Here is a 13,456-nt window from a genome sequence, read left to right on the forward strand (position 1 = left end):
GCGTTCGGAAGCGGCATCCTCTGCTGAAGGAGCGTTTTATGAAGGTCAAATTTTGGGGTGTTCGCGGCTCCATTGCGTGCCCGGGTCCGAAAACGGTCTATTATGGCGGTAACACGTCGTGCATCGAACTCTATTTCGAAAAAGCAGATCGGCTAATTATCATTGATGCCGGGTCCGGAATCCGCCCACTGGGACATGACCTAAAAAAAAGAACCCTATCGAAAAAAGGCCTGAAAGCGGATATCTTCCTAAGTCATACGCACTGGGATCATATTATGGGGTTTCCCTTCTTTGACCCGATTTATCTGCCAGGCACCGAGCTGAATATATACGGCCCCGTGACTTATGAAGAAGAAACGCTGGAAAAAATCATCGGCGCGCAATTGAGTTATCGTTATTTTCCGGTCCGCCACAGCGAATTGGCGTCAACGCTTCGATATCACCAGCTAAAGGAGTGTGAGATAGACCTGGGGGATGGCATTCATCTTAAAACGAAATTTCTCAACCACACATTGCAATGCCTCGGGTACCGATTTGAATATCAAGGAAAATCCTTGTGCACCGCCTTTGACACCGAGCCTTTCCATAATCTTTTCGCCATGCCGGCAAATTCCCCGGACTACGATCCTTACGCCGTTGCGGAAGGAAAAAAAGCCGCAGATGAGGAAAACCGCCGCATCGTTGCCTTTTGCCTCGGGGCGGATATGCTGATTCATGACGCCCAATACAGTGAAGAAGAGTATGAAACCGATAAAAGAGGATGGGGGCACTCTTCCTTTGAGCATGCGATAGCGACGGGCACATTCGCAAAGGTTAAGAAACTCTATCTCTTCCACCATGATCCCGCCCGTTCGGACAAGGATCTGGCCACGGTTGAACATAAATGGCGGAAAAAGTCACCCGGCGACAACCGTCCCGACATTTATGTGGCCAAGGAAGGAGCAACGGTCGAGTTGTAGTTTTCATTGATTCATACCGGCCCGTTCCCGATAATTCACCGACGATTGATCTTCGAATTAAAAAATATTATATGGCTTCATTAACTGTATCAGACCCTTTACCAGAAACATGCACGCTTTTGCGTGTATCTTCACCGAAGGTGGGAGATGCCTTTTTTTGCATCCCGGCATCCCAGCTTCCCAGCAATCCGGCTTCGCCGGGTTAGGAGACCATACGCATGAGCAGACCCCATCCCGCCGACCTTTCCGTTTGGAAAAAACTGGAAAAGCAAGCGCATACCATGAATCAATCCGAAAACCACCTGAAATATCTTATCGAACAACCGGATAGACTTTCGGATTTTTCCCTCAAAGCCGAGGCGTTTTTTTATGATTTTTCCAGGCAACGCTTGAATGGCGTCACCCTCTCACTCCTTCTGGAATTGGCGAAAGAAAGAGATGTTCTTCAACAATTCAGCGCCATGCGCTCCGGAGCAATTGTCAACCGGACTGAAGACCGGGCCGCATTGCACACGGCATCCAGAAGCTTTTCGGAACAACCCGTTTGGGTGAACGGGGTGAATGTGACGCCTGAAATCAGCCGAATTCGCATGCAGATAAAGGACTTTTCGGAAAAAGTGCATGCGGAAATCATCACCGGGTCCACGGGAAAGCCCTTTCGACATATCGTGGTCATCGGCATCGGCGGCTCCTATTTGGGCACGGCCTTCGTTTCCGAAGCACTGGATGCTTACGCGGATAAGGGAATGAAGATTCACTACCTTGCCAATGTGGACAGTCATAATTTCGGCAGCATCGCGCGAAAAATCGACCCGAAAGCAACGCTTTGGATCGTGATCTCCAAAAGCTATACCACGGCTGAAACCATGGCCAACGAAGCACTGGCCCGTGCGTTCATGCGTGATAAGGGGCTTGAACCGAACAAGCACTTTGTCACGGTCACCGCGAAGGGAAGCCCGGGGGACAAACCGGACAGTGGAGACATTCTGGCTTCCTTTCATATGTTTGATTTTATCGGTGGTCGTTACAGCGTCACGTCCGCGGTCGGTGGTGTTCCGCTGAGCCTGCTTCTTGGTTTTGACCGGTTTGAGCGGTTTTTAAAGGGGGCGGAAGCGATGGATCAACACGCGGCCGATACACCCGCTTCCCGGAACATTCCCCTGATGGCGGCGCTGATATCGATCTGGAACAACAATTTTCTCAAGTATCCCACGCAAGCCATCATTCCGTATGCGGAGCCATTGAGCAAACTGGCACCTCATGTTCAGCAACTCAACATGGAAAGCAACGGAAAATCGGTTTCCGCTGACGGTTTGCCGATGACCATTGAAACCGGGGGAATTGTTTTCGGCGAGCCCGGTACCAATGCGCAGCATTCGTTTTTTCAACTGGCGCATCAGGGCCGCCCGTTTCCGGTCGAGTTTATCGGCGTCGTAACGCCCCAGTATACCCAATACACCCAGCTTTCCAAAGGCGTTACCAATCACCAGGAACTTTGGTCCAATCTGATTTCCCAGCCCAGGGCGCTGGCTATCGGAAAGGATAGCGATGATCCGGCCAGATTCTTTTCCGGAAACCGGCCTTCGGCCACTATTTTATTGGACGATCTCTCCCCGGAATCAGTAGGCGGGTTATTGGCCTATTACGAGGCCAAAACCGTGTTCGAGGCCTTTATCTGGGGAATCAACCCGTTTGACCAGTTCGGTGTGGAATTGGGGAAAAAACTGGCGTCCGGTATTCGTGAAGAAATGGCGCAAAAAAATCGGGACAGCAGCCATTCCTTTGACAAAACAGATACGATCTCCCGGTTTTACCTGGACACACTTTTCGCAAATACCAAGCCAATAGGGTAATCCTTTGAAACATTTCACACTTTGCAGGAAACCTTAGACCATGATCGCAGACATTTTGACCCACCCCACATTTATCGCCTCGGTTATCTGTTTCATTCTCGGCAGCTTCGGCTACATTCTCTTTCGGCTTTGGTTCAGCCCGATGATGCAATATCGAAAAACAAAGAAAAACATTCGCGCGGCGCTGATGGGTTTCGATTCAGCCGAATCGAAAAAAACGCAGTTGAGGCAATATGCCGCCACCTTATCGTCGGTTTATTACGATACCCTTCCTTATTGGTATCAGTTGCTTCTCGAAAAGCGAAACGAAGATCCGATTCAGGCGGCTTCGTTGCTGATGAAGCTTTCCAATACGCGCGACAAAACGCACGCTTCACGCCAGACCAAGGAAATCATGGCCTGTTTACAGTGTGAGAATTAACGGAACGGTATTCAGCCGGGTTTTTATCCGCCATGGATTCCGGCTTGAATTGCATCGATAATCATTGGAAGGGTAATCCTATCATTGGATTGTTAATAACAAAGGCAAATAAATGAAACATTCTGATTCTGATCGTGTTCCAGCATATGAAATAGAAAACCGTATTAACATCATACAACAAAAACTTCAAAAAACCGCTATCGGCGGACTGGTTGTGATTCAGCAAGTGGATTTGCTTTATTTTTCAGGTACGGCCCAAAACGGATTTCTCTATATCCCGGCAACCGGCGATCCGCTGCTGATGGTTAAACGATACCTTCCCCGGGCGGTTAAAGAATCCTCGCTCAAACATATCCTTGAAATTAAATCTGTTAAGGAGGTTCCCGAGAGAATTTTGGATGGTTACGGCACTATCCCGCGAACCATCGGCTTTGAGCTGGATGTTCTTCCCGTAAGAGAGTTTAATTTCTATCAGACGCTATTCCCCGATTCTTTGCTGGTGGACGGATCCGCTCTGATTCTGGAAACGCGAATGATAAAATCGGTTTGGGAGATTGAGCAGATGCGTAAGGTCGCCGCGCTTTCCCATAAGACCTTTGAATTCATGCGATCGGTCATAAGGCCGGGCTTGAGCGAACTTGAATTTGCCGGCATGGGTGAAGCGTTTTCAAGAAAATGCGGTCATCATGGGAAAATACGCATGCGTGATTTTCAAGCACAGGTCTATGCCGGACATGTGTTGAGCGGAGAAAACAGCGCCATGCTGGGCTTGCTGGAATCTCCGGCCAGCGGAGCCGGAACGTCGGCGGCGTTTCCCTGCGGCCCGGGGTGGAAGCAATTAAAACGAAATGAACCCATATTCGTCGATTTTGCTTCTGCGTTTGACGGGTATCATATGGACGAAACCCGAATGTTTGCCATTGGGGCCATGCCGCAAAAGGCGTTGGATACGACGAAAGCATCCATAGAAATTCACAATGCCATTATAGAAACGCTGAAACCCGGCATGAGCGCTCACGAAATATTCGAGTTTGGACTTTCTGTGGCGCAACGCGCGGGTTATCAGGAATCCTATCTGGGGCCTGAAGGATATAAAATGACGTTTGTGGGGCATGGGATCGGGATGGAATTGGTTGAGCCGCCGGTGCTGGCCAGAGGAAAACACATATTGCTGGCGCCGGGCATGACCCTTGCCGTGGAACCCAAACTCGTGGTGAAGGATGAATTCATGGTCGGGGTTGAAAGCGTTTTTGAGGTCACAGAAACCGGCACCCGCCTTATTTCAGAAGTTCCGGTCGAGATCTTGATCGGTTGACGACATCCCTGTTTTTTTGCCCCGCCACCTTTTTACAGTGGCTTTTCGTCGGGCAACGGTTCGGTTCAGAAGTGAGAACCGGGACCGCATTGCCAGCCTTTACCCACTGAAGCCGGTTTTTACAAGATAGACGATATAGCCGACATAGCAGGCCAATAAGGCCGACCCCTCAAAACGATTGATACGGCCCGGCCCCTTCCTGAATTTAAACCTATAGCCGATTGCGAAGAGCGACACGGTCAGCACGGCCATCACCAGTATGTCACGTAAAAAAACCTCCGGCCCCACAGACAGCGGATGAATCGTTCCGGCGATTCCCACCACTGCCAGGGTGTTGAACAGGTTGGAGCCGAGCACGTTACCGAGGGCGATGTCGTGCTCGCCCTTGCGGGTGGCGATGATTGATGAAGCCAGCTCCGGCAACGAAGTGCCAATGGCAACAATGGTAAGGCCGATAATCAGATCGCTGACGCCAAAACCATGGGCGATTTCTACAGCGCCCCAGACGAGAATGCGGGAGCTGAGGATCAGCAGCGCCAGGCCGACGACAAGCCAGATGACTGCTCGGCGCAGCGGCATCGCATGAACCGTTAACTCCAACGCCATCTCGTAGCCCAGAATATCGGCCTTTTTCTGCATGCCTTGCCAGATGGTCCAGGTCATCAATATGCCGAATACGAGCAGCAGTACCAGCGCATCGACACGGGTGATTTCCCCGTCCCGAAGCTGCCACGCGGCTAAGGCTGTGATCACCGTGAGGATTGGCAGCTCCTTACGCAACACCTGCGAATGAACGGTAATCGGACTGATCAACGCGGTCAGACCCAGAATGAGGGCGATATTGGTGATGTTCGAACCATATGCGTTGCCTAACGCGATGCCGGGATTCCCTTGCGAAGCCGAAATTGCGGAAACCACCATTTCCGGCGCGGAGGTTCCAAAGCCGACGATCACCATGCCGATCAAGAGCGGCGGCATGCCGAAATAACGAGCAGTGGCGGCTGAGCCTTCCACAAACCGGTCGGCGCTCCAGACCAGAAGGGCCAAGCCGAAAGCCACCGCGAGAAACGCAATGATCATATCAATCCTATATTCATCGAAATAGTGACGAGGTCAAAACAACTTGTTACACCATGCCGGATTTGCGAACCATACTGACTCGGCAAAGTGAGCCCCGGGGTTGTGGGCCGGTTTTTTCCAGGGAAAACCCCGGCGTTCGGAAAAATATATCATAAAGACTTTAAAAGGGAAAACGATAGTCTTTGTCAGGTGTATAGATACGAATCAGACAGACTGACCGGTCCGCACCCTTGGCCAAGGGCGCAAAAACGCAATGCAAGCCACCTGCATGAAGCGTCACCCGATGTCTCCTGTTTTTTAATGGAATCTTTTTGGTTGCGAAAAAAAAGAATCCATGATTAATTTTCATTATTAAACCAAACGATTGTCAATGTTCAGAGGAAGCATCCCAAATGAGTAAAAGCAATTTCAGCACCACACGGCAAGAGCGATATCTGGAGGACTACGTGCCCGGAGCCATACACGAGTTCGGGCCTATTACTATCACGGAGGATGAGATCATCCAGTTTGCCAAGAAGTTTGATCCACAAGTTTTTCATACCGATCCGATTGCGGCCAAGGAAACAGTGTATGGCGGTCTCATCGCCAGTGGTTGGCACACTTGCAGTCTGATGGCGCGGTTGATCGTTGCGCATTACCTGCCGGCCGATCAGGCAAGCTTGGGCGGTCCGGGGGTGGATGAGCTGCGCTGGCATAAACCGGTGCGCCCCGGAGATCAACTCTCCGTGCGTACCACGGTACACAATGTGAAACCTTCCAGCAGTAAACCGGATCGGGGCTTGTTAACTTATTTTTGTCAGATGCTGAATCAAAAAAACGAAGTCGTGGCTTCAATGATGGCCTTGACCTTTCTTCGGTATCGTGACAGAGGATAAGGGCAGAACGCTCCTGTCGGATCAAAGCCGAGACCCCGGCCTCGAAGCCCATGTTATAATCGCCCCCTCGGACCAGATCACGTCAAATTCCCCCACCGCAAAAGGCAGGGCATCCATTGAGCAGTTCAGTGTGATGATTTTGTCCACCACGCCATGGTCGTGCGCTCTGGATTGGAGTTCGTCAAGAAACACCGTCAGAAAATTCACGGCGGTGATTTCCGCATCCAGTTCCTTTGCGAGCAGGATGGTCGACGCGCCCGTCCGCAGCCAATATCCGCAATCTCCAGAGAGCGACCGGTCGAGTCCTGCAAGTTCCAGCACCCACCTTGTTTCAGCTTCCCCGCCTAACCCTTGCCGTGGCGCACGCCGGTGAAGGTCTATGAGCAGTTGGTAATCGTTAACGGTTTTTCACCCGGGATTGTACTTGCTGTGATACGGCGGATAATAAGCCAATTCGATACCGATAAAGAATGCGTCGCTAAAGAAACCGGGAACCAATCAATTTATCATCAACCCCAACGAGGTTGTGTCAATGCCACGGGATGAGCGGTTTATATAAAGTTGACGCAACCCCCTCGGGGGGCCAGACCGCGAGTCGCTTAATTCACGTTACTCACCCGAATCGTTGTTCCCACCGGAGGCATTTCGGAAAACAGGGCGGAAAACTTCGCCTCCCTGCGATGTTTCCGACCTGTCAGGACTCGCGGGTAATAGGTCACTTTTTGAGCGGCGATCACCGCTCCGGATTTATCCACAAGGGCCAGCTCCACATAGTCGGGGATATCGAGCCGCATCCTTCCTTTCGGACGAAGTTTCCCCGACACCTTCAGTTGGCCATTCTCCTCCACCGCCCACACCCGGCTGAAAGAAGCCCGGTTGTTCGGAATGATTTCCTTTCGATATTTCTCAGAGCGTAATAGATTCTGTGAGGCTGCGCATCCGATACATAGCAGTAAACCAATCATGACCCCCATCAGGGGTGCTAAAATGTTTTTAGACATTTTTTTCTCCTTTTATCAAAAGGTTCTTCATCGAAAACCGAAGAAAGATTCTCATGGCTGTTTTTGCGTTGGCTTGCAGCGCTTCCATATCCGGTTGCGTATCGGATCGTTCTTCAAACCACTCGTAAATCGTCGGCAGAACCACCAGCGTGAGAATCGTTGAGGTGATAAGTCCTCCCATGACGACAATGGCCAGAGGCTTTTGAATGTCCGCGCCCGATCCGGTTGCATACAGCATGGGCAGATGCCCGATGAAACTGGTCAGCGCCGTCATCAGAAGCGGCCGAAACCGTAACCGGCACCCCTGCGTGACCGTTTCCTCCACGGATTTTCCTTCGGCCCGCAATTGCCGAAAAAAGGCAATCAACACCACCCCGTTTTGGACCGCGATCCCGAGCAGGCAGATGAAGGCGATCGCAGCGGATATCGACATCGGCATTCGATATGCCCATATGGCCAGCGTGCCGCCCACCAAGGCAAAGGGCAGGTTTAAAACGACCAGCAGGCTATCGCGCAGGGACCCCAGGGCCATGAAAAGAAGCATCAGGATAAGCAGAAGCGAAATCGGCACCACGATGGCGAGCCGCTGCATCGCCCGTTGCTGGTTTTCGAATTGTCCGCCGAATTCCAAAAAATAACCAGCCGGAAGTTGCTTTTCGATGTCCCGCAGTTTTTCTCTTGCTTCCGCCACGAAGCTCCCCAGATCCCTGCCGCGAATGTTCACCTCGGCGGCAACACGCCGCATCCCCCTTTCCCGGGTTATCTGGGCCGGGCCTTCGACCGTATTGATGGCGGAGACGCTGCCGAGGGAAAGCATTTCACCGCCTTTTCCCCTCAGCATGGCTTTCTTAATTGCTTCGATATCTCCGCGCGCCCCCTCGGGAAACCGCACGATCGTTGCGATGCGCATGTTTCCGTCAACGACGGTTGTCGCCTCTGTTCCGGCCAGCGCCGTTTCGATCACCTCGTTGACATCGGAGACATTGAGGCCATAACGGGCAAGCGCCACCCGGTCCGGGGATATTTCCACATGCGCCATTCCGGATACCTGCTCGACCCTGGCATCGCTTGCGCCTTTCACACCAGCCAGAACGCCGGCGATCCGGTCGGAAAAGGATTTAAGCGTTCCGATGTCCGGCCCGTAAACCTTCACGGCAAGATCGCTTTTGACTCCGGAAATCAACTCGTTGACCCGGAGCGCAATCGGTTGAGAGAAGGAAAGCCGGACCCCCGGGATTTTTGACAGCTCCCCCTGCATGGCGGCCACCAGTTCCCCCTTTGTGCGCGGCAAAGGCCACTCCTTTGTGGATTTGAGCATGATGAGAATATCGGTTTGCTCCGGGCCCATCGGGTCTTCGGAGATTTCCGCGCGGCCGGTTTTGCTCACGACCGCCTTTACTTCCGGAAATTCGGCGAGAATCCGTTTCTCCATATAGGTGCCGACCGTGAGCGAGCCATCCAAGGAGGCATTTGGCAATCGCACCACGTTGATGGCGATGGAGCCCTCGTCCAGCGACGGTATGAACTCGGTGCCGATGCGCGTGGCGACCCAGCCCGCAAGGATGAGCGATAAAAGGGAGAGCCCCAACGTCAAGGCTTTGAAGCGTCTGGCGCCCCGCAAAAGGCCCAAATACCCGTGGTGAAATTTTCGAACGAATCGGAACTCCTTCTCCTCGCTTTGTTTCAACAGTATTCCGGAAAGAACGGGGACGATTGTCAGCGCAACCACCAGCGATGTCAGGATCGCGATGATCATGGTCATTGCAAGGGGGGCGAACATCTTGCCTTCGATCCCCTGAAGCGAGAAAAGCGGGACGAGAACGATTCCGATGATGAGAACGGAGAAAGCCACGGGCCGGGCCACCTCGGTAACGGCCCGGGCCGTGATCAGGCGCCGCTGGGTTTGCTCCCGCTGCTCGCCGAAGTGACGCCTCACGTTCTCCACAATGACGATGGAGGCATCCACCACCATGCCGACAGAAAAGGCAAGTCCCCCCAGACTCATCAGATTGGATGAGATACCCGCCCCTCCCATAATCAGAAATGTGATGAGAAAAGTCAGTGGAAGGGAGGAAACCACGATGAGCGCCGTGCGGAATTCCGCCAGAAAAAGAAACAGGACCAGAATGACGAAGATTCCGCCTTCGAGCAATGCGTCCACGACCGTCTTGATGCAAGCTTCGATGAGATCGGTCCGGTCATAAAAAACATTCAGGTCGACCCCTTTCGGCAGGCTGTTTTGAATTCGGGGGATCGCCTCCTTGACACGGGTCACCACATCCTTTGAATTTTCTCCCCGAAGCATAATCACCATGCCCGCGACCGCTTCGCCTTTGCCATCGCGGGTAACCGCACCCTGCCGTGGCTGTGGGCCGGGGCCGATGTCGGCCACGTCGGAAAGGTGAACGCTCGCGCCGTCCTTTGCCTTTAAAACGATACGGCCGATGTCATCGGGGTTTAAAAACTGACCGAGGCCCCGAAGATAGGTCTGTTCCCATCCCCGGACAATAAAGCCCCCTGCGGCGTTGGCATTGTTTTTCCCCACCGCCTCTACAATTTCCCGCAAGGTAAGATCGTACTTCAGAAGGGCGTCCGGACGCACAAGGATATGATACTGCTTGACGAAGCCCCCGAAACTGTTCACTTCGTTCACTCCGGGAATGGGTTTAAGTTGCGGCGATACGAGAAAATCCTGTACGGAACGCAATTCCATGGGGGAGAGCGTTTCGCTTTCCAGCGTATACTGGAATATCTCCCCCAATCCCGTGCTGATCGGTCCCAACTCCGGTTCCGCAAAGGAGGGCAGGCTTTCTCTTGCGGTTTGCAGCCGCTCAAACACCTGCGCCCGGGCGAAATATATGTCGGTGCCGTCCTCAAAGACCACGATGACCTGGGAAAGACCCGATTTTGAAAGCGAACGGACCTGGGTGACATGGGGCACCCCCCCCATTTGTTGCTCAATCGGATAGGTGACCTGCTGTTCCACGTCAAGAGAAGAAAGCCCGGGGGCTTCCGTGAGAATCATTACCTGAATGTTGGTCACATCGGGAAAGGCATCAACGGGAAGACGGTTCCAGGCCAATGCCCCGGCAATGACCAATACTGCGGTAAGCGATAAGACGATGAGTCTTCGGTGAAGAATAAATTCCATGAAGCGTTGCATGCTCTTTCCTCCCTTAATCCGCGCAGCCTGCGCCCATTTTGCCGCGCAGCACGTCGGATTTCGCCACGAAAGCGCCATCGGTGAGAATCATCTGCTCCGTCGTCAGGCCGTCCAGAACCTCGAGCAGTCCGCCGATTTCCCTTCCGGTAACGACAGGACGCCGGATCCAGTAGTCTTTTTCCTTGTGGGTAAAGACAAAGGACCTTCCCTCGTCGATCAGTACCGATGCTTTGGGTACGGCCACCTTCTCGCCCCCGCCGGGAATGAGCAGTTTGATTTCCACGAACATGCCGGGCCGGAGTTCACCGTTCGGGTTCGGCAAGGTTATCCTGGCACGGACGGTTCGAGTTTTCTCGTCCATGGTTTTTGAAACCTGGTCCAATTTTCCCTGCTGTTTGTGGCCGCCCGGCAGGTTTACCTCCGCGGAAACGGTCCCCTTGACGGTTTGTATCGCCGAAAGGTCTGCTTCCTTCAGATTCGCCCAGGCCCACACCTCCGACATATCCGAAATCCGAAGCATAATTTTTCCGACTTCCACGAATTCCCCCGTCACCGCGTTTTTTTCCAACACGACACCGTTTCCGGGCGCCCGAACCGTGACCAAACCGGAAAAATCATCGCCACCCCCGGCCAGGTGGTTCACAACATCGGGGCCGATTCCCAGCCGCAAAAGCCTTGCGCTTTCTTTGGAAACCGCGACACGGGCCTCGGCCAGTCTCGCCCTTGCCGCCTCGACTTCCATTCGGGCGGAAATCTTTTTATCGAAAAGCCGGGTTTCCCGGTCCGCGGTTTTCCGGGCAAGATCGAGCATAACCAGCGCGTTGAGGTAGTCGGCTTTCCCTTGCGAAACCTCCTGGCTGTCGATATCAAAGAGGGGCGCACCGGCCTCGACCCGTTCCCCCACCCCCACATAGACCGTCCTTACAGCACCGGCCAGCGGACTGGTTACGGTGACGGTCTTCTCCTCGCTGATGGCGAGTTCGCCGGACAAAACCCGTTCCTCTGAAAATTCCATGCGACTCGTCCGGGCCGTCTGAATGAAACCGTCCTTCGCCTTTCCCACGATCATCTCGTCCGGCAGTTTCACCACGCCGACCTCGTAGCGGCATTCGTCACATTCGTATTGGAGAATATCGTGCTCACACCTGGAAGCCCAGAGGTCTTCGACCGGGCGATCCAGATCGCTTCCCTCATCTCCGTGCGCATCGGTGCACGTCCCCTCCTTTTCATGTCCGCCATGAAGGAATTTCTGTTCGTGGTCATCCTTTTCATTGTGATCCTCAGCGTTTGCCGCAGGAAAAAGGATATCGGGCTGCTTGTTTTCCACGCAGAGCCAGCCGGCACCGATAAAGGCCAGTACGCCCGCAATTCCAATCGTGACACTCAATCGGTTTAAGGTGTTGCTTTTCATTTTGATTCTCCTTTAAACCGGTCTTGGGGGGGTGTAACCAGCCGGTTCATGGCAATTTTTTCAAGTTCAAAGGATATGAGCAGGTCAAGGTGACGAAGCTTGGCGCCGGTCAGCTCCTTTGTGGCATCCAAAACGTCGAGATATCGGAATTTGCCCAGTCTGTAGCCCTCGGATACGGCATCGTAGGCTTGTTGCGCAAAGGAAAGCATCCGGTCGCGAACGATGCCTGCCTCGGCGGCGAGCGCTTGCAAGGCCGCATGCCGCTTTTCGATCTCCGATCTGACTCTCAATTCTTCGGATCGCGCGCCGTAAGCGCTCCTATCCAGTTCCGCCCGGGCTTCCATAATCCCCCCCAGGTTTTGGTTGAAAAGCGGCAGGGGAATAGACAGTCCGGCAATGAACGCGGTTTCATCGTTTTTTCGGTCGACCGACAATTTTCCCGAAAAGGTGATATCGGGCGTGGCTGCGGCCAGTTCCGACTCGACGATGGCGCTTCGTCTGTCCCGCTCCAGCTTCCAGCGCGTGAGATCGGGATTTAAACCAGCAGCGGCGACAAGAGCGCTCTTATCCGGGAGCGTCGGCTCGGTGGGAATCCGGCCCTCCACGGCAGTAAACCGGGCCTCAGGGGTTCCCATCGCGGCCGCCAGGGCCAGGCGGGCATTCTCCAATTCCCTGCCGGCGCGGGCAAGATCCGTTAACGCGCCGGCCAGCAACACCTTTGCCCGGGTTTCCTCTATGGGAGATATGGCACCTGAGGCTGCCCGTTCAGTGACGGTAGCGGCGAACTGCTGGGCGGTATCATAGGCAGCCTGCACGAGAAGTCCTTTTTCCTGCGCCCCGAGCAGGGTTATAAACGCCTGAGAGACCTCGTTGATAATGTCCAGGCGGGTCCGCAACCGGTCATTTTCAACCAGCGGAATTTCGGCTTCCGCAGCCTTGACACGAGCGGCCCGTTTTCGTGCGAATTCAAAAGCCTGACTGACAACAACGCTGTCTTCATCCCCGAGGCTCGATGTCTCCAGCCCCAGCTCCGGGTTTGGAAGGGTCGCGCTTTGGGTCACGCGCCCCTTTGCCGCCAGAATGTCCTTTGAAAAAGCTTCCGGCTCCGGGCGCTGCAAAAGCGCCGTCTCAATAGCTGTATTCAATGTGATGGCGGATGGTTTCTCCGCCATCGCGTCCGATAAACCCGCCGTTCGGACTGCGATGATGATGATGAGGGCTCTCAAAAAGAGTCGCCCCCGTCGTGAAATCAAAACGATCATTCTAAACCTCCGATAGGGGTTCGACGCCTATTTTTGTTCACGGCGTTATGAAGGAATTGCCGGCATTCGGTAAAACGAAAAGCCGTTCCGAATGGACAGTCCGAAATTAGCGCGAC

The 13,456-nt window shown here is 53.5% G+C and carries 11 protein-coding genes; 5 read left to right on the top strand and 6 right to left on the bottom strand.

What is annotated here, in order from left to right; genetic code table 11:
- The first annotated feature begins 38 nt into the window (after positions 1-38).
- The 4 genes from RBT11_17430 (at position 39) to RBT11_17445 (ending at position 4,548) form a co-directional block, all read left to right on the top strand.
- Positions 39-959: an MBL fold metallo-hydrolase gene (locus RBT11_17430; protein ID MDX9788563.1), complete on the top strand. Its 921-nt coding sequence runs from the start codon at positions 39-41 to the stop codon at positions 957-959.
- A 218-nt stretch (positions 960-1,177) separates the two neighbouring features.
- On the top strand, positions 1,178-2,812 hold the full coding sequence (gene pgi / locus RBT11_17435; GenBank protein MDX9788564.1) for a glucose-6-phosphate isomerase: 1,635 nt from the start codon (positions 1,178-1,180) through the stop codon (positions 2,810-2,812).
- A 40-nt stretch (positions 2,813-2,852) separates the two neighbouring features.
- Entirely contained in the window at positions 2,853-3,233 is a 381-nt protein-coding gene (locus tag RBT11_17440; GenBank protein ID MDX9788565.1) for a hypothetical protein, read from the top strand.
- 112 nt (positions 3,234-3,345) lie between these two features.
- Positions 3,346-4,548 (top strand): Xaa-Pro peptidase family protein, encoded by a 1,203-nt coding sequence (locus tag RBT11_17445; protein ID MDX9788566.1) that lies wholly within the window; start codon positions 3,346-3,348, stop codon positions 4,546-4,548.
- A 99-nt stretch (positions 4,549-4,647) separates the two neighbouring features.
- On the opposite strand, the gene RBT11_17450 is transcribed toward RBT11_17445, so the two are convergent.
- A complete protein-coding gene (locus RBT11_17450) occupies positions 4,648-5,628 on the bottom strand; it encodes a calcium/sodium antiporter (protein MDX9788567.1) in 981 nt (326 codons plus the stop codon).
- 392 nt (positions 5,629-6,020) lie between these two features.
- Between RBT11_17450 and RBT11_17455 the strand changes: the two genes are divergently transcribed.
- Positions 6,021-6,503, top strand: coding sequence for a MaoC family dehydratase (locus RBT11_17455; GenBank protein MDX9788568.1), 483 nt, complete (start codon positions 6,021-6,023; stop codon positions 6,501-6,503).
- A 21-nt stretch (positions 6,504-6,524) separates the two neighbouring features.
- Here the strand turns inward: RBT11_17455 and RBT11_17460 are convergent, their stop codons facing one another.
- The 5 genes from RBT11_17460 to RBT11_17480 all read right to left on the bottom strand — a co-directional run bounded on the left by RBT11_17460 (position 6,525) and on the right by RBT11_17480 (position 13,340).
- The gene (locus RBT11_17460; GenBank protein ID MDX9788569.1) at positions 6,525-6,824 is read right to left on the bottom strand and encodes a class I SAM-dependent methyltransferase; all 300 of its coding nucleotides are present in this window, start codon (positions 6,822-6,824) and stop codon (positions 6,525-6,527) included.
- A gap of 278 nt (positions 6,825-7,102) precedes the next feature.
- Complete coding sequence (locus RBT11_17465; GenBank protein MDX9788570.1) at positions 7,103-7,504, bottom strand: hypothetical protein; 402 nt, start codon at positions 7,502-7,504, stop codon at positions 7,103-7,105.
- Complete coding sequence (locus RBT11_17470; GenBank protein MDX9788571.1) at positions 7,497-10,667, bottom strand: CusA/CzcA family heavy metal efflux RND transporter; 3,171 nt, start codon at positions 10,665-10,667, stop codon at positions 7,497-7,499. The genes RBT11_17465 and RBT11_17470 overlap by 8 nt, the downstream gene beginning before the upstream one ends.
- 13 nt (positions 10,668-10,680) lie before the next feature.
- Positions 10,681-12,078: an efflux RND transporter periplasmic adaptor subunit gene (locus tag RBT11_17475; GenBank protein ID MDX9788572.1), complete on the bottom strand. Its 1,398-nt coding sequence runs from the start codon at positions 12,076-12,078 to the stop codon at positions 10,681-10,683.
- Positions 12,075-13,340, bottom strand: coding sequence for a TolC family protein (locus tag RBT11_17480; protein ID MDX9788573.1), 1,266 nt, complete (start codon positions 13,338-13,340; stop codon positions 12,075-12,077). The genes RBT11_17475 and RBT11_17480 overlap by 4 nt, the downstream gene beginning before the upstream one ends.
- Between the last annotated feature and the right edge of the window lie 116 nt (positions 13,341-13,456).

The organism is Desulfobacterales bacterium, from assembly GCA_034003325.1.
Lineage (GTDB): Bacteria > Desulfobacterota > Desulfobacteria > Desulfobacterales > JAFDDL01 > JAVEYW01.

Bases quoted from the DNA above. Each gene is read 5' to 3' on its own strand.
- RBT11_17430 (MDX9788563.1), top strand. From the start codon at position 39: ATGAAGGTCAAATTTTGGGGTGTTCGCGGCTCCATTGCGTGCCCGGGT.
- pgi (MDX9788564.1), top strand. From the start codon at position 1,178: ATGAGCAGACCCCATCCCGCCGACCTTTCCGTTTGGAAAAAACTGGAA.
- RBT11_17440 (MDX9788565.1), top strand. From the start codon at position 2,853: ATGATCGCAGACATTTTGACCCACCCCACATTTATCGCCTCGGTTATC.
- RBT11_17445 (MDX9788566.1), top strand. From the start codon at position 3,346: ATGAAACATTCTGATTCTGATCGTGTTCCAGCATATGAAATAGAAAAC.
- RBT11_17450 (MDX9788567.1), bottom strand. From the start codon at position 5,628: ATGATCATTGCGTTTCTCGCGGTGGCTTTCGGCTTGGCCCTTCTGGTC.
- RBT11_17455 (MDX9788568.1), top strand. From the start codon at position 6,021: ATGAGTAAAAGCAATTTCAGCACCACACGGCAAGAGCGATATCTGGAG.
- RBT11_17465 (MDX9788570.1), bottom strand. From the start codon at position 7,504: ATGTCTAAAAACATTTTAGCACCCCTGATGGGGGTCATGATTGGTTTA.
- RBT11_17470 (MDX9788571.1), bottom strand. From the start codon at position 10,667: ATGCAACGCTTCATGGAATTTATTCTTCACCGAAGACTCATCGTCTTA.
- RBT11_17475 (MDX9788572.1), bottom strand. From the start codon at position 12,078: ATGAAAAGCAACACCTTAAACCGATTGAGTGTCACGATTGGAATTGCG.
- RBT11_17480 (MDX9788573.1), bottom strand. From the start codon at position 13,340: ATGATCGTTTTGATTTCACGACGGGGGCGACTCTTTTTGAGAGCCCTC.